The following is a 22,167-nucleotide window of genomic DNA, read 5'->3' as shown; positions in this document are numbered from 1 at the left end:
AAAGTCTATTTTTTATCTCAGATCAGGTTCAGCCATGAGTTCACGCCAAGCACTTGATGCAAAAGCCAGCAGTATGATGCTAATTTTGTGTGTTTTTTGGGGTTTGCAACAAGTGGTGCTAAAAGTTGCTGCGGCAGATATTTCACCCTTGATGCAATTGGCACTGCGTTCAGGCTTGTCTGCTGTGATGGTGTTGCCTTTGTTATTGCTTGCAAGAAATACACAATGGGCTTCGACTGAATATCTGCCTGCAGGCATATTGGTGGGTATTTTATTTGCCGCAGAATTTTTTATGTTAGGGCAGGCGATTCAATATACTTCTGCGTCGCATGTGGTGGTTTTACTATATACCGCGCCTATTTTTGTGGCTTTAGCACTGCACTGGAAACTCCCTGCAGAGCGTTTATCTCGCTTGCAATGGGGCGGGATTCTGTTGTCTTTTGCTGGCATAGCGGTGACTTTTTTATGGCGTGATACTGTGCAACAAGAGAGCCACCAAAACTTCAGCCAGATGCTTTTTGGCGATTTACTTGCGCTGAGTGCAGGCATACTTTGGGCAGCCACAACTGTTGCGGTACGTCTAAGTCGTTTATCGGAAGCCCCTGCAACACAAACTTTGTTTTACCAATTGATGGGTGGTTTTTTGATTTTACTGCCGATGGCATGGTGGATGGGACAGGCTGAAATTCATTGGACAGCCTTAGCCATAGGCAGTTTGATTTTTCATGCGGTATTGATTTCGTTTATTAGCTATCTCGCTTGGTTTTGGTTGCTGAAACAATATTTAGCATCCAGTTTAGGCGTGTTTTCATTTTTAACGCCATTATTTGGCGTATTGTTTGGTGTATGGTTGTTGAATGAAAGCTTGAGCCAAAGTTTTATGATTGGGGCTGTTTTGGTCATGCTGGGGGTGTTGATGGTGAATGCTCAATGTTGGTTTAAACATAAAACCCAAGTACTAAAAAGAAAATAAGTATTTGCAGCTTTTCCATGAACTTGAGCAAGACTCAACATCAGCAATGTTGTCATGTAAAAATCATCTTCAAATAACCTAGTAGCTCAATACGGGTTTAAATTTGAAGATGGGTGATATTTAAAATCTAGCGAGCGCGTACAAGATTATTTTTCTTCAAAAATCTTAGAGAGCGGAATCGACAATTTGGCAGCCAAATAGTCATCGGTTTCACTGAGTACGGGGCCAAGTTTTTGCATCCATTCATCATCAGGATAGACATTGGCCAAGTCCTGACGACGTGGCAATGAATACGGTAGCTGTGAATAAAAACTCCAAAAATCTACTTGAGATAAATTGCGCACCAAAACAAATTCATCATTTTCAGTACGTTTAATTAAATTTTGTTGTTCTAGCATCAGCACATAAGACGGCCAGCGCCCAATTTCATTACGTCCCAATACATCTAAGGCTTCAGCTTCAGTGACACTTTCTCCGCGCATTTGTTTTTTGTAAAACAATTCCAGTAAGTCCAATAGCATGAGCAGCGGATGGCATTTTTTTTCGCGACTGGCTTCAAAAGCGGTCAAGGCATAACTAATTTCAACACCTAACAGCACAATATTCCAAGACAGGAAAATCCACAGTAAGAAAATAGGTACGGCAGCAAAAGCACCATAAATAATTTCATAACTGGTGAAGTTGGACATAATAAAACCAAACAGGTTTTTCAAAAATTCAAATACAACAGCACTGAAACCCCCCGCAATTAATGCGGCTTTAATAGGTACACTGCGGTTGGGAATGGTCCAATTCAGAATAAAAAAACCTAAAATGGTTAGGGCAAATGAAATCAGCCATAAAATAAATGCGCCATTGAGTTCATAACCTGCAAAGTTATTACTCAGCACATTCATAGATGCCAAAGTTGAGGAAATGACAAAAGCACTGCCCAGTAAAATAGGGCCTAATGAGATAATGGTCCAGTAACGCATAAAACCCATAATGCCGCCACGGGTTTCCTTAACCCGCCAAATTCGGTTAAACACAGTTTCAATACTGGTCAGCATCATCACCGTGGTCACGAATAAAAACAAAATCCCGATGACGGTTAAGTTGCTAGATTTGTCGGTAAAGGCATTTAAGGCTTTATCAAAGGCGATGGTGGTTTTAGGTAAAAAGTTGCTGTAAATCAGTTGTTGTAATTGTTGCCGTGCAGGTTCGAGTGCCTTAATGGATGAGATGATCACCAAAAATACGGTGAGCATAGGTACAACGGCAAACAGGGTAGTGTAGGTTAAAGAGCCTGCTTGTTCACGGCAGCGATCTGCTTCAAAGCGACGCAGCACAAATAAGACAAATTGAAACCATTGTTTGTCATAAAAAGGCAGTTTCTTTAAATACTCAACGATCATACAGTGGCTGTCTCAACTTTTTTAATCATCTTTATCTGTTTTCATGGTTAAGCTTAACCAAAAAAGCAGCAAAATACCGTATAGTTTTCATTTTTAGTCTGATTTCTTAGCATGATGCAAGCATATATTCTGGTTTTGTACTTTAGTAAATATGGTTCTACCAAAGAAATGGCACATTTAATTGCCAACGGGGTAGAGGCTAGTGGCATGCCCGTTAAAATTAGAACTGTGCCAAATATCTCGACCGTGGTGCAACAAGCCGAGCCAAGTATTCCTGCCGAAGGTGATATTTATTGTACTTTGGATGACTTGGCCAATTGTGCAGGTTTGGCTTTAGGTTCACCTACACGTTTTGGCAATATGGCATCTGAAATGAAATATTTCTGGGATCAAACCACTAGTCTGTGGCTGAATGGCGCATTGCACAATAAACCTGCCTGCGTTTTTACCTCATCGGGTTCGATGCATGGTGGACAGGAAAGTACCTTATTGACCATGTTGCCGCCATTGTTTCACCACGGAATGATGATTATGGGATTGCATAATGCGCATCCTGCTTTATCAAATACCAAAACGGGCGGTACGCCGTATGGTGCAACGCATGTGAGCGGCCCGCGCCACGATCAGGCTTTGAGTCAGGATGAAAAAATCCTTTGTGAAGCGCAAGGACAACGCCTAGGTGAAATGGTAAAAAAATTACAGGGCATGTGAGATTCTTTCTTTAATTAAGATGAAGCGTAAAATGTGGATATCGTTTTACGCTTTTATCTTTTGTACTTGAATTCGATTGGCTTATGTAGCATTGAGCGTGCTAAAAAATAAGTTCACTTTTCACCTAAAATCACCATTTGCAGTGATATTCAGTTTTTCTCTTTTCACGTCTAATAACCGCTTTAAAAGCAGAGTTTTCTGTCACGGTTCACGCAGCATTTTTTTTGCAGGCTAGGGTCTGTTGACATTTCATAAATGGCTTGCGCTGTAGGCTAAAACTGAGCAGATCAGGCATGAAACGCAAGGAATAGCGAGATTATTGCTAAGTTTCATAACGCAATCTGAGAAAGTTTTAGCCACAGCCTTTCGGGGCGAGCATATTTTTTGCTGCTATTGCGTTATGTGCCAGTCATTTAGAATGACTAAATTTCCTGTCCCATGCCTTATATCAGCTAAAAAACCTTGCGAGATATATCTCTCATGCCGCAAACATAGACGAATTGTCAACAGACCCTAATGTATTGAGCACAACGGACTGCTGTAAAAATGAGAGATTGAGGAAAGTGAAAATGAATAAGTGGATGCTGATTGGGTTAGGTCTAATGAGTTTAGGGTGTTCATGGTCGAGTGTTGCAGCGACTGAAATTGTGCATAGTCTGAGTTTTTCAGAAGAACAACGTATTGAAAAACAACCTGCGGAAGCACAGTATTTAGCGGCACAAAAAACTGTGATGACTTCTGCAAGCAGCACTGCAAAATAAAAAGATGCAATCAAAAAGTGCTGCAATGTGCAGCACTTTTTTTGAAATTGATTTAGGGTTACTTAGAGTTGCTTGGCTGTTTCAACTTTTCTTTAAAGCGGTGTTTACATTTGAGGCATTGAAAATCTAGAAAAATATTCTGATCAACAATTACACCTGCTTTTTTACCAAAGCGATGCCCAAGAAAACCACCTGTGATTCCCACGCTAATTGCCCCGACAAATGTTCCAATGGTGCCGCCCATAATCACGCCCAATGGCCCTGCGGCTGTACCAATTGCCGCACCAATAGAAGCTCCCGAAGCTGCGCCGCCCACAGTACCTGCTGCTGTACCTGCAGAGCCTAATAACACGCCACCAATTTTTTGTAAGTTTTGTTCATGGTTGCGTTTTTCAACTTGAGTTGAACCACATTTTGGACAGACGATACTGTGTTCCATCAACGGATTGTCTTGTGTCATGACTTTAAAATGCCTTGTACTCATGTCGCATGCATCAATGCACGTAGACGACCTAAAGAGTGCTGTGTAGAGCTGCAATCTGAAAAGAGCAGACTGCTTAAACACTGTTATTTCAAGTGCAGCATGGCGTAGCACCACAGTTTTGTAAATAAAATATATGTAAATGAGTTGTTTAAGTTTGAAAAAAAGCATAAAAAAGAGCGCCTAAGCACTCTTTGATCATAAGGTCTAAATGATGAAACAACATCAGTTTTAATCGACCTTAATCGGGTACAAATTCAACAGTACCGTTTGCCAAAGACTTTACCCGTGCCAATGATTCAACACGATAGCCTTTTTCAAGCAATAATTCACGACCCGGTTGGAATGATTTTTCAATCACAATCCCAATACCCACGACTTCTGCATTGGCTTGATGGATTAAATCTGCCAAACCAAGTGCAGCTTGACCATTTGCCAAAAAGTCATCAATCACCAAGACTTTGTCGCTCGCGCTGATATGTTTGTTTGAAATGGCAATCGTGCTTTCAGTTTGCTTGGTAAATGAAAATACTTTAGAGCGGTATAAATCATCTTTTAAGGTTAAAGATTGATATTTACGTGCAAAAATTACAGGTACGCCAAGCTCTAAACCTGCCATCACAGCTGGTGCAATGCCAGAAGCTTCGATGGTAATAATTTTGGTGATGCCTGCATCTTTAAACAAACGCGCAAATTCTTGACCAATTTGCTGCATCATCACAGGGTCAATTTGATGGTTTAAGAAAGAGTCGACTTTTAGAACCGCTTCAGATAGAACGATACCTTCGGCTAAAATTTTCTGTTCTAGTGCATGCACGGGAGAATCCTCAAGAGCAGGTGCTTTTCAAAGCAAAAGCGTATTTTAAAAAGCACCTGAAAAAATGCAAGAACAATTTACCAAATGGTGAATAACTGCCAAGCTTTGCTCAGTAGTTATATTCTAAATTAGTTGGTCGGGCCTTTATAGCCTGTGAGTAATAATCCATAAGACTTGTCTTTGTCTTGGTGGGTAACTTTGACAGGCAAGTAGTCAAGTTTTGGTGCCAACCAGAAAATCGTATCACGGTTTGGTTTGTTGTGTTTCAGCACCACTTTAATGGTATCAAAAGTACCATAACTGGTTTTGATTTTTTCTGAACCTTGCTTAATAAAGCGACGTGATTCCACCTCTTTATTATCGGCAATATAGTAGCTCGATTTTAAACCGCCACTTTTTAAGTCTTCACGGATTTGCAGTTCCGCATTCAACTCATCCAACACGCCCGCTTTCCACGCAAAAGAACGGGTGTCGCTGTCCTTTTTGGTGTTAATGGTTTTCGCCGAAGGATTGAAGTTAATACTCATGGTGTTGTTATGCACCAAAATCTTACTGCTGCGGCTAAAGCTAGATGAGCCAATTTTGCCATTATTAAAACTAAAACGGCTAGTTTCTGTAGCAGAGGCAATCACGCCTGCTTTGGCAGCAAACACATAACTCCATTGGTTACCTGTTTGGCTTAAAGTACGTGTTGCAGAACCTAAGTTTTTACCATTGTAGTTAAATTGATAACTGGCTTGGAAAGGACTCATGGCAAATGTTTGGCTAGAGAAACCAGCCAAAAACAGTGCTGTAGACACACCGGCTGCCATACCCATTTTTTTCAATACATGATTTGCCATTGCTGAGATATTTCCTCTGTATGTAGGGAGATGCAATTTGCTTGCTTGTTGCCATTATACGCGTTGAATATGAAGAGAAAATTAGGAATTATGCGGCTTGTGTAGTTTTCCTGTATGTATTCTCTTCTAAAGTTTCAGCTTAGCTTTATTTTTGTTTCAGCGGTGTGACTTGCGTATCTGCAAGAGATTCTTCCACATCTTCTAGTCTTTCTTCAGACATTTTGCGGAACAACGCCGTTAAATTGACGTTGCCAGTGAGCACCAATTCCGCTTCACGTAATACCGCATGATTCACATGAACTTTGCTGAGTGTGTCAATGATAGAGCGGCTTTTGCCCAACCAGCGATTTAAATCTAAATGCAGCAAATCATCTTTGACTTTAATGACTTTGAGTTTTTCTAAAATCATGCCTAAAGGGTCATCATTGCGTATTTTTTGATAGTAAAATAAAGCGCACTTCACAGCGATTTTATGCAAAAAACTTGGATAACTTGCTTCAATCACCTGCGTGTCACTAATTTGTTCAAACACAATCAGCTGAGTATCTTTATTCAATTCCATCTGTACTAATTTTAAATCGACAGACAGAGTGATGTTCAAGCCGTTGTAATCTAGGGTTGCATAAAGACGTAACCAGTCGTCGTGTAAGTCTGCGTGCAGATCTTGCAACATTTTCACATTATCGGTCACAAAGCGCTGAAAAGTCGCATTTAAGAAGACCTGAGATAATGGAAATTCACGTTCATCCTCAATAAATCCTTCCGCTTTTTGGTACACTTGACGGATACGTTGAGAGATATTGGTGATCAGGGTTTGCATACGGCCGTCCAAGTCGTTCATTCATTCTTTACAGATACAAATATTTTGTCGAATTGTATTAAAAATACAGGCATAGAAGCTTGCAGTTTAGCAAAATAAGTTGCACCATTTTTAAGATTTTAAGGCTCAGTAGTCAGCTTTTTGATGAACTTCGCAGTTTTGCAGAAAAGCAAAAACTGAGCAAAGTAATATGCTCTTTAGTTTATACCGCATTTGGCGGCTTGGGGAATCAGACGTTTTGTCGGATTAATGTGATGCTAAAAAAAATTCAATTGATGCCTTCTACGCAAGATTGGTGGAAAGATCCTATTTTTGCTGCAGCGTTGCTGGTGGCTGCTGTATTGCACGCATTAATTTTGGCCGTGCAGTTTGCTGCACCGCAACAAAGCGATGCTGCGGTCAAAGAGATTGCGGTATCGGTACGCATGAGCGATGCAAAAGTTGAAGATGCAGATTTCTTAGCCCAAGCCGATCAGCAAGGTTCAGGTACGTTCCGTGAAGAACATCGCATGTCGAGTGATATGCCTGCACCCATGACTGAACAAAGTGCAGGGGAGCAGCAATTGGAAAGTTTAGAGCGTATGCAGCAACAGCGTGAATTAAACTTTGAAGAAAAAGTATTGATGACCACGCTCAGTTGGCAAAAACAGGCTGCAGAAAATCAGCGCAAAAAAGCCATGCAGGAGTTGAATAGCCAATTCCAAGCTAAGGCTGCCATGGTCGCCAGTATTGAAGCGCAATATTTACAACGCCAACAAAATTTTAGCCGTCAGCAAAAAATTAAAACCATCGATGGGATTCAGGCCAAGCAAGACAACACCGCTGGTTATATGGAAAAATTCCGTCAAAAAGTCGAATTTTATGGTAACCGTTATTATCCAGAACAAGCCAAAGCACAGAATTTGGCAGGCGAAGTACGTTTAATGGTGATTTTGAACAACAATGGTGGGATTCGTGCCATTCGTTTAATTGAAAGTTCAGGACATGCCATGCTAGATGAAGCAGCCAAAGCTTCGGTGCGTAAAGCCGCACCTTTTGGTGCATTTGATGCCAAAATGAAAGATATTTCTGAATTGCGGATTGTACGGACGTGGCGTTTTGACCCTGCTGAAGCTGAGTTTGAGGTGCGCTAGTTTTTCCCTCTCTCTGGCTCTCTCTCAAAGGGAGAGAGGACTTTGTGGACAAGTAACAAGAATCTACTCTCTGCTTTACGCAGCAATGTTCTTCTGGTATTTAGCAATCATGGGACTCTAATGAATGTTCTCCCTCCCATTGGGAGGGAGTAGTTTTAAACAAAAAAGCGAGCCTTAGCCCGCTATTTTTATGATTTTCTAAAACTTAAAATTCAATCTCTTTCCATGTATGGATTATCCAAACCCAACTTGGCAAGAATCTCAACTTCTAAAGCTTCCATTTCTTCGGCATCCTCATCTGAGGTTTCATGATCATAGCCCATAAGGTGCAGCGTGCCATGTACTAGCATGTGAGTGAAATGCGCTAATGGTGTTTTGGCTTGTTCTGCAGCTTCCTGTAAAACCACAGGAATACAAATTACCAAATCCCCAATAGGGAAGCTCGGCAAAACTTGTGCCATTTCATCGGGTAAATCGCTTGGGAAAGACAAGACGTTGGTAGATTTGTCTTTTTTGCGATATTCCAGATTGAGCTTGTGACTTTCGGCATGATCGACACAGGCAATTCCAATTTCACAATCACTTTGGGTGTCTATATGTCTTAAAGTGGTTTCGACTACTTTTTTCAGATAGGCACGTTTTAACACCAGCTCAGGCGCTTGAATGTCCTGTTGCAGGCTGAGACTTAATTTCAAAATGAATCCTTAATACTTCAGTAGGTTGCAGAGCGCACAGCGATTAGTGCTGTGCATCTGCTGCGGCATCATTTTCCGCAATTAATGCTTCCTGGCGCGCTTTACGTTCTGCACGCGCTTCGGCACTTAAACGCTGTTGCTCACTGTCCCAGCCTTCATAGGCTTCAACAATTTTCTGAACCAGCTGGTGACGCACGACATCACGAGAATGGAAACGAGTAATATGAATTTCAGGGATTTTATCAATCACACGTAAGGCATGTGCCAGACCAGACTGCTGACCACGTGGTAAATCCACCTGAGTCACATCACCGGTAATCACTGCACGTGAACCAAACCCTAAACGGGTCAGGAACATCTTCATCTGTTCAGGCGTGGTGTTCTGGGCTTCATCCAAAATCACAAAAGAGTGGTTGAGGGTACGACCACGCATATACGCCAGTGGTGCAACTTCAATCACTTGACGTTCAATCAGCTTAGCAACTTTTTCAAAGCCGAGCATTTCATACAGGGCATCATAAAGGGGACGCAAATACGGGTCAATTTTCTGGGTTAAATCACCCGGTAAGAAGCCCAGTTTTTCACCCGCTTCAACCGCAGGGCGCACCAATAGAATCCGCTGGATTTCATTGCGTTCCAACATATCTACGGCAGCGGCAACAGCCAAATAGGTTTTACCCGTACCTGCAGGGCCAATACCAAATGAAATATCACTTTGCAAAATACGTTGCACATAACGCTTTTGATTGGCACCGCGTGGATTAATGCGCCCTTTGCGGGTTTGCAACCAAACAGCATCCAATCCAGTATGCTCTTGCCCATCATCCGATTGTAATTCACGGTCAGTCTGACTGCCCTGAATCATCATGTGGAGCGTGTCTGCACTAATTTGTGCAGAGCTTTCCGCTTCTTCATGCAGGCGTTGCAAGAGCGTTTCGGCTCGCTCAACTGCATCAATTTCCCCATCTATAAAAAAGGCGTCACCACGATGGGAAATTTGGACGTCTAGGCGTTGTTCGATTTGTTTCAAATGTCCGTTATAAGCACCGAGCATGCTTTTTAAACGTTCCATTGAAATACCAGGAAAAGTTACTGTACGTCGAATCGCTGCAGTCAAGAGAATTCCTTAATCTGTTATTGGACTTTAGCTCCTACATTACGCCACGTCAGGCTCAAGATTCAAGAGTTCACCGTAAACTAAATTCAAAGTTTTAATCTCGGTAATCTCAATCTCCGCAAAGCGTCCGACCCAAGCAGGGTCACCAATAAATGTTACTAAACGTGTATTGTCTGCTGTGCCGACCAAAATGTTTGGATCTTTGTCAGAAACATTTTCAATCAGGACACGTTGCACCGTACCTAGCATGGCATCGGTCTTATCAATACTCGATTGTTTGATCCATTGTTGAACTTTGGCTAAACGTTCTTTTTTCACATCTTCAGGTGTGGTGTCTTCAAGTTCAGATGCAGGCGTACCTGGACGTTTTGAATAGATGAAACTGTACGAGTGGTCAAAATCCATATCTTGAATAAACTGATAAGTTTCTTCAAAGTTTTGATCGGTTTCACCAGGGAAGCCAATAATAAAATCGCTAGATAAATGCATATCTGGGCGCACTTTACGTAACTTGGCAATCTTGTCGATATACACATCAATGGTGTGGTTACGTTTCATGGTTTGTAGCACATCGTTCGAGCCACTTTGTACAGGCAAGTGTAAATGCGACACCATTTGCGGTAAATCACGGTAGCATTGAATTAAATCATCATTAAATTCAAGTGGGTGCGACGTGGTGTAACGAATACGACCAATGCCAGGCACTTCGGCAACCAAGCGCAGTAAATCTGCAAAAGTACAAATTTTGCCGTCAAAAGTCTCACCACGGTAACCATTTACGTTTTGACCGAGCAAGCTAATTTCACGCACGCCTTTTTCAGCCAAAGTCGCAATTTCAGCCAAGACATCATCTAAAGGACGTGAAACTTCTTCACCGCGCGTGTAAGGCACTACGCAGAAAGAACAGTATTTTGAACAGCCTTCCATAATCGACACAAAAGCTTTAAACCCTTCAACACGTGGTTCAGGTAAAAAGTCGAATTTTTCGATGTCTGGGAAAGAAATATCCACCAGTTTGATTTTTTCTTTCTTTGGTTTTTCAACTTGATCGTGGTGCTGATCAAGCATTTGTGGCAAGCGGTGCAAGGTTTGTGGGCCAAAAATCATATCCACATACGGTGCGCGTTTTTGAATGTTGTCGCCTTCTTGAGAAGCCACGCAACCGCCTACACCAATGACCAAATCAGGATTTTTTTCTTTAAGCTTGCGCCAACGTCCTAATTCAGAAAATACTTTTTCTTGGGCTTTTTCACGAATTGAACAGGTGTTCATGAGCAAAATATCGGCATCGGCAGGGTTGCTGGTCAGCACATAGCCGTGCGAGTCGCCCAAAAGGTCTGCCATACGGTGACTGTCATACTCATTCATCTGACACCCTTGCGTTTCGATATACAGTTTTTTAACTGAACCGTCGGCTGGGGTGTGCTGTGGCTGGGTAACAGTGTTTTCTGAGGCAGCTTGGGCACCATTCGGGATGAAGGTTTGAACCGTCATGTAGGCTCCTAAGAGATAATTCACGAGTTCGTTTATAAAAATAAACGGAATAGATAAAACAGAGGGGCGTATTTTAGCAGGAATTCAAGATAAACTGACAGCCTTTAATCCGTGCATCACATACTTGAAATGTGAAGTAAAATTGTTGGAAGATTGATTTCAAGATTAATAGTGTCTAATCATAAGGTTACATAACAGAACACAACTTGGGTTCTAGACTAATTAAACTAAGCTGAATGATTGGATGCGGATCTCGAGGCAGAAGTAAATGACCGAAAGCAAGCGAATGCTGCAAATGATGAAACAAAATAATAATTTAGCTAAAAAGCTTGCTTTGAGCCTTGTTTCGTTTGCAGTCATGGCAAGTACGCATGCGGCAAATGAACAGTTCAATGATGCGTTACGTGCCGCCAATTCAGGTGATGTCGATTTATTGCAGCAGTATCAATACGCCATGCAAAATGATGTATTGGGCTATTATCCTGAATACTGGGCATTGAACACCAATTTGGGCATGCAACCTGCCAGTGCAATTGTTCAGTTTGCACAGCGCCATCCACAATCAGCGATGGCAGAAAAACTCGCAGCCGATTACATCGAAGAAAAAGTGAAACAGGCCGATTTTAGCAGTGCACAACCTGTGCTTGCCTATGTGAGTAATGCTGATCAGGCCGAAAGCTGTGCCATGGCACAAGTTCGTACCCGTTCGGGTGATCCTTTGGTGGTCGCGGAATTTAAAGATGTTTGGTTGACCACGAACTCACAACCTGAATCTTGTACAGGTCTAGGTCGAATGATGCTCTCTAGTCCAATTATGACTCAGCAAGACAAGCAGCAGCGTTTGTGGGGACAACTGCGTGCAGGGCAGTCCGGGCAAGCTTTGGCGACTGCGCAAAGTTTAGGTATGAATCTGAGTTTGGCACAACTGAACAGTATTCAGGCCAATCCACTGAATTATTTATGGTCGGCCCCAAAAGCCAGCAATGAAGATCACGCTTATTTAATTTATGCCATAGGTCGTTTGGCTGACAGTGATCTGGATTCGGCCTTGTCTTCACTAAAACGGAGCGCAGAGGGTACACCCGATGCCGTACAAAAAGCGTTGCACCGTGCAGTAGGCTATATTGGTGGCACCACGGTGATGAAAAATAATTTCAACCGTGAAGTGTTAAGCGCCTTAGATGCCAGTTATGGCTTGCCATTTAGCCCCGAAGAAGCAGAAATCTATGCCCGACAGGCCATCCGCTTTGGTGCATGGGAAAGTGTGATTCGTGCAGTAGACAGCATGAGTGTGACTCAGAAACAAGAAGACCGTTGGCAATACTGGTTGGCTCGTGCCTCAGAACAACGTGGTGATGCAGCATCGAAACGCAGCGCGCAAAATATTTATAAACAGTTGGCACAGGGCGATGATTATCACAACTTATTAGCAAAAGATCGTCTTGGGCAGCGTTACAATGCCATTCCAGTAAATAGCCAGCCGACAACCAATGATTTACAGCGTTTAAATCAGGATATTCACTTTAACCGTGCCTTTGCCTTGCGTGAAATTAATGCACCTGCCAATTATATCAACCGTGAATGGAACTGGGCGGTACGTCAGGCGTATTTAAGACAGGATGATGGTTTGATTTTAGCAGCGGCTAAGCGTGCGACCGATATGGGTTGGTATGATCGTGCCATTTATGCAGCAGATCGTACTGTGAATAAGCACAACTATAGTTACCGTTATGCTATGCCACATCGTAATTATGTGGTGAGCCACAGTCAAAATGCAGGTATTGACCCTGCTTGGGCTTATGGTTTGATGCGTCAAGAAAGCCGTTTTAATACTACTGCACGTTCGCATGTAGGTGCAGGTGGACTCATGCAAATTATGCCAGACACGGCACGTTTGGTTGCACGACAAATGGGTGAAACTTATAATCCTGCTGCACTCAGTGACATGAATACCAACATCCGCTACGGTACATTTTATTTGTCGACCATTCAGCGACAATTAAGCAATAGCCCTGTGCTGGCCACAGCAGGATACAACGCCGGGCCAAATCGTGCACGCCGTTGGCAGCCAGAGTTTCAGCAAATTGCGGCAGACCAATATACTGAAAGCATTCCTTTGTTGGAAACACGTGACTATGTCAAGCATGTCATGACCAATGCCACGCACTATGGTGTGCTGTTGGGGCAGGGTGGACAATCAATGAGTAGCCGTATGCAACATATTCCATCTCGGAATACACCTTAGGAAAATGTTACAAGTGATACAGTTAGATGATCATGCGTGTTGATATATAGATGCGTGAGTCATTGGGTGTATAAGAATTTAGGGGGCTGAAGCATTGAAAATGTGGATGAGTACAGTTTTACAGCCAATTCAAGTTACATTGCTCGGTTTGAGTGGTACAGCTTTGGTTTTGTGTACGCAAAATACATTTTCTGCCCCCGTGCAAGGCTATGTGATGTCCGTGCAAATGACGCCCGCCGTGTGTTTAATCGATTCGAGCAAAAGCAAAAAGCGTAAATGTTTAGAAGGTTACTCACTGAATATTGAGGGTTTATATCCCGAAGTAGCCACGCGTGAATGTAGCACCCATTCATCGGCAAAGTTACCGCCGCTACAAGCGAAGGTAGTGGCGCGAGTCATGCCTGATGAAGCTGCACGGATACAATTGTGGCAAGGTATTGGCGGCTGTGTGCCCATGAATGCCAGTCAGTATTTTCGCATGATTATTAATAATGCAGATCGGATGAACGTGCCTTCGGTATTGACAGGCCAAGACACGCAGACGGTGCAATTGTCACAACTACGGAGTTTGTTTCTCAAGTCCAATTCAGGTATGTCATCAAAAAGCGTGCATTTTCAGTGCTCTAACCATCAAGGTAAAAGTTATTTAACTGAAATCAAAATTTGTTATAACACCGCAGGACGCTATAAGCAGTGCGGTGCAGCGATTGAATCAAATTGCCCGAATCAGTTTGTCATTAAAGGTTCTTACTAGTTTGCTAGGTGACTGTAATTTCTGAATTTTAAGCTTTTTGAGAAATTTTATTCATATTTTCTATCAGACTTTTGTGGAATTTGATGCGCTTTTGCATGCATCCGCTGAATGATTGGAGTACAATCTTTCGCGTTTATGATTATTAAGATTAGATAGAACAGCTATTTAATCGCATTGACTATCCTCTCAATTGGAGATAATTACATGAAGCAACCTGTTCGCGTTGCCGTTACTGGCGCTGCTGGTCAAATTGGTTACAGCCTATTATTCCGTATCGCTAGCGGTGAAATGTTGGGTAAAGACCAACCAGTTATCCTTCAATTATTAGAAGTTCCTTTTGAGAAAGCTCAAGCTGCGCTTAAAGGCGTAATGATGGAACTTGACGACTGTGCTTTCCCATTATTGGCTGGCATGATCGGTACTGATGATCCTAAAGTGGCATTTAAAGATGCTGACTACGCGTTATTGGTTGGTTCTCGTCCACGTGGTCCTGGTATGGAGCGTGCTGACCTTCTTAAAGTAAACGGTGAAATCTTTATTGGTCAAGGTCAAGCACTTAACGAAGTTGCTAGCCGTGATGTTAAAGTTCTAGTTGTTGGTAACCCAGCGAACACGAATGCTTACATCGCAATGAAATCTGCTCCAGATCTTCCAGCGAAAAACTTCACAGCAATGTTACGTCTTGACCACAACCGCGCGTTAACTCAACTTGCTCAAAAAGCTGGCGTTGCTGTTTCTGACATCAAAACAATGACAGTTTGGGGTAACCACTCTCCAACAATGTATGCTGACTACCGTTTTGCAACTGCAAATGGAGAAAGCTTAAAAGACAAAATCAACGATGCTGAATGGAACAAAGACGTATTCCTTCCTACAGTTGGTAAGCGTGGCGCTGCGATCATCGAAGCACGTGGTTTATCTTCTGCTGCATCTGCTGCAAACGCTGCAATTGACCACATGCGTGATTGGGCGCTTGGCACAAACGGCGAATGGGTAACTATGGGTATTCCTTCTGACGGTTCTTACGGTATTCCTGAAGGCGTAATGTTCGGTTTCCCTGTAACTTGCGAAAATGGCGAATACAAAATCGTTCAAGGTCTTGAAATCGACGAGTTCAGCCGTGAGCGTATCAACTTCACGTTAAACGAACTTGAAGAAGAACGCGCAGCAATTGCTGACATGATTAAATAATTTAATCTGCTAGATTAAGTTAAAACTCCTTCGGGAGTGATGCCAGTCAACCTAAAAGTTGACTGGCATTTTTTTGCGCTTGATTTTATCTTTGCAATTAAAAGCCTATCATCAGCTAAGCTCATATTGCTTATCAAATATCAGAATGGATAAGCGACTATAAAATAGGTCGATTGACCTGCACGGTAGGGGAAATTGCTTAGAATACGCGGGTTTCCTTTTTCAAATCTTCTCTTTGTCATGTCAGTTATTGTTGCAAGTGCCCATAGATCGAATGTTTCGGTTTGGGTGGCTTTTATCTTACTTGTTGTCGGTACTATCGGCGCCTATCAAATCGTGGGTCTAAATCAAGCACTGTTATTTTTAATTGGTGGTGCTTTGGGGATGACGTTGTATCACGCCTCTTTTGGTTTTACTTCTAGCTGGCGTGTGTTTATTAAAGAACGTCGTGGTCGTGGTTTGCGGGCTCAAATGATTATGCTGGGCTTGGCGGTGTTGTTGTTCTTTCCTGCTTTAGGTGCAGGTGAGTTGTTTGGCAATCCCGTCAAGGGCAATGTCAATCCTGTGTCGATGTCGGTCATGATTGGTGCTTTTATTTTTGGTATTGGCATGCAGTTGGGGGGTGGCTGTGCATCGGGTACGCTATACACGGTAGGCGGTGGCAGTGCGCGTATGTTGGTTACGCTATTTTTCTTCTGCTTAGGTTCACTGATTGCCACTTCGCATTTAGATTGGTGGTTTAATCTGCCGCATTTGGCGCCAATCTCGATTGTCGAAAGTTTTGGGGTGATTCCTGCACTTATTCTAAGCTTTGTTATTTTTGCTGTGATTGCTGCCGCAACCGTGTTTTTTGAAAAGAAACGTCATGGCAGTTTAGAAGTCGAGCCGCAAAGTCAGTACCATGGTTGGAAGCGTTTCCTCAAAGGTCCTTGGCCGTTAATTTGGGGTGGGCTTATTTTAACGCTGCTGAATTTTGCTACCTTGGTATTGGCTGGTCGTCCGTGGGGCGTGACTTCTGCGCTTGCAGTTTGGGCTGCAAAAGTTGCTGTTTTTGCGGGTGTAGATGTAAGCGCTTGGGATTATTGGCAGCAGTCAGGCAATGCTAAAGCATTGGCAAATTCATTGTGGCATGACATCACCTCTATGATGAATTTTGGCATTATGTTGGGTGCATTGCTTGCTGCAAGTTTGGCTGGAAAATTTGCCCCGAACTTTAATATTCCACGCCGTTCACTGGTTGCGGCTGTTATAGGTGGCTTATTACTTGGTTATGGTGCACGTTTGGCCTACGGTTGTAACATTGGCGCATACTTTAGCGGAATTGCTTCGGGCAGTGTGCATGGTTGGTTATGGCTAGTATTTGCATTTATGGGGAATGCCATTGGTGTGAAATTGCGCCCAATCTTCTTTCCAAATGAAAAGCCACAGCCTGAAAAACTAACAGGTTGCTAACTTTTAATTTAAGTAGATGAAAGCCAGTCGGTTTACATTGACTGGCTTTTTTGTTGCCTGTCATCGTGTTAAGAATATTGAGTGGGATGCTTTAGGTATATCGCATCGTACAAAAAATAACATGCTGCAACTCGGCTGCTGCTGAATTGCGGCTCGAAGCAGGTTAAGGTCATTAAAAGTACAAGACGAATCAAAGGAGGATGCCATGTTTGACCAACAACCGACTTTAGAACTGTTATTTCAACAATTGGGTCTAGATGCTGACGATGCAGCAATTGATCAATTTATTCGTGAGCATCAATTACCTGCAGAAACCAAATTACACTGTGCCGAGTTTTGGACGGAAGGGCAGCGCCAATTTTTGCAAAGCCATTGGAAAAAAGATGATGATTGGGCCATTGTGATTGAAACCTTAAATGAGCAATTACATAGTGATCAACATCCGAGTGTTTAATCGGTATTTAAGTTAAAAGTTTTTAAGTTAAATCAAATACTTTTCATCTAAAAAGCGCCAGTAAACTGCGTGCTCACAAAAAGATACAACAAACCCAGTCGGAAGACTGGGTTTTTTATACAAAGTGTTATAAGTTGGTTGAATAAGGAATTACAACGAAACTAATAAAAGGGGGCAAGGTGCTCATGCAAAATACTCCATCATTAGCCATGTTATTCAGCCAACTCGGTTTAGCCAGCAGCCCTGCAGCCATTGAACTGTATGTACGTACGCATCAATTACCTGCACATATTAATTTACATGAAGCGCCGTTTTGGAATAAATCACAACGTGAATTTTTAATCAGTCATTTGGTACAAGACGATGATTGGGCCATTTGGATTGATGAACTCAATCAACAATTGCATTTAGATGCTTATCGTTTACAAGCTGTTTAGGTTTAAGTCATCGTCATATTTAATATGTTTTCATTAAAAACGCCTCAGAACGAGGCGTTTTTTTAATGCATTCTGCTTTTGAGAATTTGTTTAAACCAGACTTCGGTTTGATAGGCGTTAAAGGCAGGGTGAATTTGTAAGAGTTCCAAATCAAATTCGGCAGTTTTACTGTACTTGCCTAACCAGTGGCGACACAGTGCACTTTCATTTTTACTGGCGCTGGCATAAGCCAAGAAAAAGAAAATATCTCCATGTGCATAATGAGTCATGGCTTTTAAAATTTGTTGAGTAATTAAGGCGTATTTTGCATCGCGGGTCAGCTCAAAATACATCATATAGGCTTTGGCTAAATGCAAAGACAAGTTGATATACAGCGTCAACGGTATTTCTTCAAATTCAATCCGACCTTGTTCCAACAGCACAATGGCTTCTTGCAAAAAGTAAATCTGTTCTTGGCGTAACTCGCTCAAACTCACCAATTGTAAGCGTAAATCGGCACGTTCTAATGCCAATTCAGGCGTATTGCCTTGTAAAAAAAGTTGGTCGGTTTCCCCAATACGTTGAATAAGCTGTTGAGTCGAGTTGCGCATGGGTGAATTCCTGATAGCAATATTTGCTCTACATCGGGGCAAATTTACAGTTTTAAAGCCAATAGTCTGAAAAATGCGGTCTGTTTTTACCAAAGTTGATTGCCGCTGCGTAGCCATGCGGTAATGGAAAGACGTTGCTGTGTCGCAGGCAAAACTTCGTGCAATAAATCACTTTGGAAAATTGCAATCCGATTTGGGCGTGGTTCTATAATTTGCCATGCTCCATGTTTGTCTTGTAAACGTAGTTGTCCACCCCAATCTGTCTGCCATTCAGGGTGTAAATAATAGACAGCAGAAATCACCCGATCATTTTTTTGTTGTGGGTTATCGCGGTGCAAGGCATAAAAAGAACCTGCTTGGTAGCTGGCAAAATGCGCTTCGACCTCACGAATCCCTAAATAAAATGCCTGATTGAATTGTTCGGCCAAAGTCAAAAGGGTTTGGGTATGTTGTTGTGCAATGCTTAAATTTTCGTGAATCCATAAAATATGATCACTGCGAATTTTGCTGACCACACCATTTTGAATGGCTGCTTCACGAAATTGATCTAAATTTTGACTACACTCTGCGAGAACTTGTTGTTGATATTCAAGTGAATAGGCATCATCCAACATGGCAAAACCATGCAAATCTAAATCTTCAAGAATTTGATCAATATTCCAAGATTTTGGAAGCAGTGTGGCGTCCATAAAATAGATACTCAGACAAAATGCAAGACAAGCTGATTATTTTAGAGGAATACAAGCTCCTGAATGAAACTTTTTTTCATGCTAAAATGTCGGTTGATTTTAGGAATGAACCAAACATGAATTATCGTCACCATTTCCATGCGGGCAACTTTGCCGATGTCATGAAGCATGTTTTATTGCTGCAAATTCTGACACGTTTAAATGCCAAAGATAAACCTTATCGCTATGTCGATACACATGGCGGTGCGGGTAAATATGACTTATCTTTAGCACCTGCACAAAAATCGGGCGAATTTTTAAATGGTATTCATCGTTTAGTGAAACTAGATGATTCAATCAAACGTCAGGCACCAGAAGGCGTACAGCAGTATTTAAAACTGGTTGAAGCAATGCGTGAAACGGATGGGCAAGGTGCATATCCCGGTTCGCCATGGTTTGCTTTACAAGGTATGCGTGACATCGACAAAGCAACTATTTTTGAAATGCAGCGCGATGTATTCCAGCAATTGCGTCATAACATTCGTGACAAACGCGCAGGTTTACATGAGCGTGATGCTTACGAAGGTTTATTGGGCGTCATTCCACCAAAAGAAAAACGCGGTTTGGTGATGATTGATCCACCGTATGAATTGGAACGTAAAGATTTCCCTCAGTTGGTTGAATTATTGGCAGCTGCACATAAAAAATGGCCAACAGGCGTATTTGCGGTGTGGTATCCAATTAAAGACCGCGCCATGATTGAACGTTTTGAAAAGAAAATGTTTAAAACAGGTATTCGCCGTCAACTCATTTGTGAAATTTGTGTGTGGCCTGACGATACTCCTGTGGGCTTAAACGGTTGTGGTTTATTGGTGATTAATCCACCATGGAAATTCTCTGAAGATGCAGATGAAGCCCTGCAATGGTTGTTCCCGCACTTGCGTATGCAAGAACATGGTGGACATGCTGCAGTGCGTTGGTTAGTTGGCGAATAAAAAATTTAAATAGACGTTCAGGTTACAGTTAGGACACAAAATAATGACAAACACATCCAAACCCGAAGGAGAATATAGTTCCCGTGATCTTGAGCATGACGGAATTACATTTGAAGTGGTGGAAGAAGAACATACCCGTGAAGGGCAAAAGGTGAAACGTCGTGGTATCTATCTGTGGCCAAACCTGATTACCACGGCAGCCTTGCTGTCGGGTTTTTACTCCATTATTGCCAGTATGAATGGCGAATTTAGCCAAGCGATTTATGCCATTTTTCTAGCAGCATTGTTTGATGGTTTAGATGGTCGTGTGGCACGTGCGATTGGTGCGCAAAGTCCATTTGGCGAACAGTTTGATTCATTATCCGATATGCTCGCCTTTGGTGTTGCACCTGCGATTTTGATGTATAGCTGGAGTTTGCATGATTTAGGTCGTATCGGCTTGGCGGCTTGCTTTGTTTATACGGCTTGTGCCGCATTCCGTTTGGCGCGTTTTAATGTGCAAATTGGTGTGGTCGATAAACGCTACTTTATTGGTGTTGCAAGTCCTTTGGCTGCGCTGATTATCGTGTCGCTGGTTTGGGTAGGACGGGATTTTCCTGAACTGTATGATATTCGTGAAATTGGTCTACAAATCCTCAATGCTGTGATTATTATTGCAGTAGGATTGTTGATGATTTCCAATATTAAATATTATTCATTTAAAACCTTTGATCGTAAGCGTGTGCCGTTTTTTGTATTGCCAATCGCAGTATTTATCCTTGCAGCCATGACTTATAATATTCCTGTTGGAATTTTAGTGATTTCAATTATTTATGCACTTTCAGGTTTTGTGACCACTTTTATGGCAAGAAAAAATGCAGTGAGTTAATTAAGCTTTCATAAAAGCATCAACTCACAAGGAGTTTGATATGCAGCTGTTTCAAGATTTTCTCGATCGTTCCAAACAACTCAATCAAACTCCTGCGGCAACCGCCAAACTGCCTTATCACGCCCCAAAACATCATTATAAATTTATCTATCAGGGCTTAATTCTTCCTAATTTGCCTGCACCCTTACATTATCTCAACTTTATTGGTTTATTGGGCAGCCTAAATACCGCAATGCTGCGCCCTGAAAATGTGATTACAACCTCAGCTTTAGACACAGCCAGTATTCTTTGTAGTAGCAGCCCACACATGGTGGGGCAGTCCAATCATTATTCAATACAACATGATTGCGTATTTACTGCAGAGTATTTTCAGTTTGCCAATAAAGAGCGCATTACTGGACACTTTCCGCAATTTCATATTCAACGTGAAGATAGCGAACTTAGCTTTGATTTAAAGATCACCACAAGCTCTACAATTTCATATTTCACTAAATTGCGAATGAATTTGGCAGAACATTGGTCTTTGCTGTGTCAGTGTCAGGGAAGTGTACGCTATAAAGATCAGCATTTTCAGATTGAGCAATTGGGTAGTTTTGAGTTTGCCCGCTCAATCCAGTTTCCTTATTTCGCTGTGGCATTTTTTTGCTATCAAGTGATTAATCTGAATCATCAGCAACAAATGATATTGCTACAAAGTCGTGATGTGTTGAATCGAATTTTGCAATCTCGAATCTATCTGCGAAATGCGAACACGGAGCAAACTCGGGTATTTGATGGGCAAGTACAATTTAATATTCAACGGGTTTATCCAAAAGTAAAAACGCCAACAGGTCAGTGTATGTATTTGCCACGTGAGTTTGAATGGCGTTATCAAGATGAAGATGGCACCTCAATTCATTTACAGGCGCAGAGTCGTGGTGATTTTAAATTTGGGGCTGCAGCAGGTTATGTCGGAAGTTTTCAATATCAGTTGGCTATAAATGGAGATCAACAACAAGGAGAAGGAGGCTATTGTGAATATATCGACTGCCGCGCACTGAAATGGCAGGAACATGATCAGCCAGAAAAAATGCCAGATGTAGTTATGAATCCTGAACCTTTTATGATCAAGAAAAAGAAATAAACAGTATTTTGTGGAAAAGTGAAGTATTTTGCCGAATAAATAACCGTTCGGACTAAAAAACTCATAAAACTTAAAAAGAGGGGTTGCAAGGCGAAATATTTCACCTATAATGCACATCCATCGGCGGTGATGAAGATTAAAACTTCTGATAA

Annotated in this window: 23 protein-coding genes; 13 read left to right on the top strand and 10 right to left on the bottom strand. The window is 42.0% G+C overall.

Features of this window, described 5'->3' with window-relative positions:
• Window positions 1-34 precede the first annotated feature (34 nt).
• The gene (locus AC07E5_RS14920) at window positions 35-973 is read left to right on the top strand and encodes a DMT family transporter (protein ID WP_136144062.1); all 939 of its coding nucleotides are present in this window, start codon (window positions 35-37) and stop codon (window positions 971-973) included.
• Between the two features lie 146 nt (window positions 974-1,119).
• Here AC07E5_RS14920 and AC07E5_RS14915 read toward each other — a convergent pair whose 3' ends face one another.
• On the bottom strand, window positions 1,120-2,367 hold the full coding sequence (locus AC07E5_RS14915; protein WP_178866098.1) for a YihY family inner membrane protein: 1,248 nt from the start codon (window positions 2,365-2,367) through the stop codon (window positions 1,120-1,122).
• Between the two features lie 114 nt (window positions 2,368-2,481).
• Here AC07E5_RS14915 and wrbA point away from each other — a divergent pair, with 114 nt between their 5' ends.
• Entirely contained in the window at window positions 2,482-3,078 is a 597-nt protein-coding gene (gene wrbA / locus AC07E5_RS14910) for an NAD(P)H:quinone oxidoreductase (protein WP_026438329.1), read from the top strand.
• A 569-nt stretch (window positions 3,079-3,647) separates the two neighbouring features.
• A complete protein-coding gene (locus AC07E5_RS14905; protein ID WP_179989432.1) occupies window positions 3,648-3,839 on the top strand; it encodes a hypothetical protein in 192 nt (63 codons plus the stop codon).
• Between the two features lie 58 nt (window positions 3,840-3,897).
• Here AC07E5_RS14905 and AC07E5_RS14900 read toward each other — a convergent pair whose 3' ends face one another.
• From AC07E5_RS14900 to AC07E5_RS14885, 4 genes are all read right to left on the bottom strand, one after another.
• Window positions 3,898-4,278 (bottom strand): hypothetical protein, encoded by a 381-nt coding sequence (locus tag AC07E5_RS14900; RefSeq protein ID WP_371972010.1) that lies wholly within the window; start codon window positions 4,276-4,278, stop codon window positions 3,898-3,900.
• A 283-nt stretch (window positions 4,279-4,561) separates the two neighbouring features.
• Window positions 4,562-5,137 carry a xanthine phosphoribosyltransferase gene (locus tag AC07E5_RS14895; RefSeq protein ID WP_498625737.1) on the bottom strand — a complete coding sequence of 192 codons (576 nt, stop codon included), beginning with the start codon at window positions 5,135-5,137 and terminating at the stop codon, window positions 4,562-4,564.
• 128 nt (window positions 5,138-5,265) lie between these two features.
• On the bottom strand, window positions 5,266-5,979 hold the full coding sequence (locus AC07E5_RS14890; RefSeq protein ID WP_004976176.1) for a DUF3108 domain-containing protein: 714 nt from the start codon (window positions 5,977-5,979) through the stop codon (window positions 5,266-5,268).
• A gap of 145 nt (window positions 5,980-6,124) precedes the next feature.
• Window positions 6,125-6,799 (bottom strand): hypothetical protein, encoded by a 675-nt coding sequence (locus tag AC07E5_RS14885; RefSeq protein WP_004976182.1) that lies wholly within the window; start codon window positions 6,797-6,799, stop codon window positions 6,125-6,127.
• Window positions 6,800-7,074: 275 nt separating this feature from the next.
• Here AC07E5_RS14885 and AC07E5_RS14880 point away from each other — a divergent pair, with 275 nt between their 5' ends.
• Window positions 7,075-7,932 carry an energy transducer TonB gene (locus AC07E5_RS14880; protein WP_171062604.1) on the top strand — a complete coding sequence of 286 codons (858 nt, stop codon included), beginning with the start codon at window positions 7,075-7,077 and terminating at the stop codon, window positions 7,930-7,932.
• A 212-nt stretch (window positions 7,933-8,144) separates the two neighbouring features.
• Here the strand turns inward: AC07E5_RS14880 and ybeY are convergent, their stop codons facing one another.
• The 3 genes from ybeY to miaB are packed head-to-tail and all read right to left on the bottom strand — an operon-like array spanning window position 8,145 to window position 11,238.
• A complete protein-coding gene (gene ybeY, locus AC07E5_RS14875) occupies window positions 8,145-8,627 on the bottom strand; it encodes an rRNA maturation RNase YbeY (RefSeq protein ID WP_004976192.1) in 483 nt (160 codons plus the stop codon).
• A 43-nt stretch (window positions 8,628-8,670) separates the two neighbouring features.
• The gene (locus tag AC07E5_RS14870) at window positions 8,671-9,744 is read right to left on the bottom strand and encodes a PhoH family protein (RefSeq protein WP_004976193.1); all 1,074 of its coding nucleotides are present in this window, start codon (window positions 9,742-9,744) and stop codon (window positions 8,671-8,673) included.
• A 39-nt stretch (window positions 9,745-9,783) separates the two neighbouring features.
• Window positions 9,784-11,238 carry a tRNA (N6-isopentenyl adenosine(37)-C2)-methylthiotransferase MiaB gene (gene miaB / locus AC07E5_RS14865; protein WP_498625735.1) on the bottom strand — a complete coding sequence of 485 codons (1,455 nt, stop codon included), beginning with the start codon at window positions 11,236-11,238 and terminating at the stop codon, window positions 9,784-9,786.
• Between the two features lie 358 nt (window positions 11,239-11,596).
• Between miaB and AC07E5_RS14860 the strand changes: the two genes are divergently transcribed.
• The 6 genes from AC07E5_RS14860 (at window position 11,597) to AC07E5_RS14835 (ending at window position 17,771) form a co-directional block, all read left to right on the top strand.
• Window positions 11,597-13,483 carry a lytic transglycosylase domain-containing protein gene (locus AC07E5_RS14860; protein WP_324529537.1) on the top strand — a complete coding sequence of 629 codons (1,887 nt, stop codon included), beginning with the start codon at window positions 11,597-11,599 and terminating at the stop codon, window positions 13,481-13,483.
• A gap of 106 nt (window positions 13,484-13,589) precedes the next feature.
• Window positions 13,590-14,237 (top strand): ribonuclease T2 family protein, encoded by a 648-nt coding sequence (locus AC07E5_RS14855; RefSeq protein ID WP_179988453.1) that lies wholly within the window; start codon window positions 13,590-13,592, stop codon window positions 14,235-14,237.
• Between the two features lie 204 nt (window positions 14,238-14,441).
• Window positions 14,442-15,428, top strand: coding sequence for a malate dehydrogenase (locus AC07E5_RS14850; protein WP_019836931.1), 987 nt, complete (start codon window positions 14,442-14,444; stop codon window positions 15,426-15,428).
• A gap of 240 nt (window positions 15,429-15,668) precedes the next feature.
• Window positions 15,669-16,880 carry a YeeE/YedE family protein gene (locus AC07E5_RS14845; RefSeq protein WP_131261021.1) on the top strand — a complete coding sequence of 404 codons (1,212 nt, stop codon included), beginning with the start codon at window positions 15,669-15,671 and terminating at the stop codon, window positions 16,878-16,880.
• Window positions 16,881-17,085: 205 nt separating this feature from the next.
• Entirely contained in the window at window positions 17,086-17,334 is a 249-nt protein-coding gene (locus AC07E5_RS14840; RefSeq protein ID WP_096901745.1) for a DUF2789 family protein, read from the top strand.
• A gap of 179 nt (window positions 17,335-17,513) precedes the next feature.
• A complete protein-coding gene (locus AC07E5_RS14835) occupies window positions 17,514-17,771 on the top strand; it encodes a DUF2789 family protein (RefSeq protein ID WP_026438086.1) in 258 nt (85 codons plus the stop codon).
• A 62-nt stretch (window positions 17,772-17,833) separates the two neighbouring features.
• Here the strand turns inward: AC07E5_RS14835 and AC07E5_RS14830 are convergent, their stop codons facing one another.
• Together AC07E5_RS14830 and AC07E5_RS14825 are read right to left on the bottom strand one after the other, a co-directional pair.
• Window positions 17,834-18,361: a hypothetical protein gene (locus tag AC07E5_RS14830; RefSeq protein ID WP_154321050.1), complete on the bottom strand. Its 528-nt coding sequence runs from the start codon at window positions 18,359-18,361 to the stop codon at window positions 17,834-17,836.
• An 86-nt stretch (window positions 18,362-18,447) separates the two neighbouring features.
• Window positions 18,448-19,050 (bottom strand): 2OG-Fe(II) oxygenase, encoded by a 603-nt coding sequence (locus AC07E5_RS14825; protein WP_180169080.1) that lies wholly within the window; start codon window positions 19,048-19,050, stop codon window positions 18,448-18,450.
• Between the two features lie 116 nt (window positions 19,051-19,166).
• Between AC07E5_RS14825 and AC07E5_RS14820 the strand changes: the two genes are divergently transcribed.
• The 3 genes from AC07E5_RS14820 to AC07E5_RS14810 are packed head-to-tail and all read left to right on the top strand — an operon-like array spanning window position 19,167 to window position 22,015.
• Window positions 19,167-20,024, top strand: a complete 858-nt coding sequence (locus tag AC07E5_RS14820) for a 23S rRNA (adenine(2030)-N(6))-methyltransferase RlmJ (RefSeq protein WP_026438537.1) — start codon at window positions 19,167-19,169, stop codon at window positions 20,022-20,024.
• Window positions 20,025-20,067: 43 nt separating this feature from the next.
• The gene (pssA, locus tag AC07E5_RS14815) at window positions 20,068-20,892 is read left to right on the top strand and encodes a CDP-diacylglycerol--serine O-phosphatidyltransferase (RefSeq protein ID WP_004976213.1); all 825 of its coding nucleotides are present in this window, start codon (window positions 20,068-20,070) and stop codon (window positions 20,890-20,892) included.
• Between the two features lie 40 nt (window positions 20,893-20,932).
• Window positions 20,933-22,015, top strand: a complete 1,083-nt coding sequence (locus AC07E5_RS14810) for a DUF6670 family protein (protein ID WP_104853049.1) — start codon at window positions 20,933-20,935, stop codon at window positions 22,013-22,015.
• Window positions 22,016-22,167 lie beyond the last annotated feature (152 nt).

The sequence above is a fragment of the Acinetobacter seohaensis genome, from assembly GCF_056431365.1.
The sequence above is the reverse complement of the archived record's forward strand: the minus strand, read 5'-3'. Positions and strand labels throughout refer to the sequence as shown.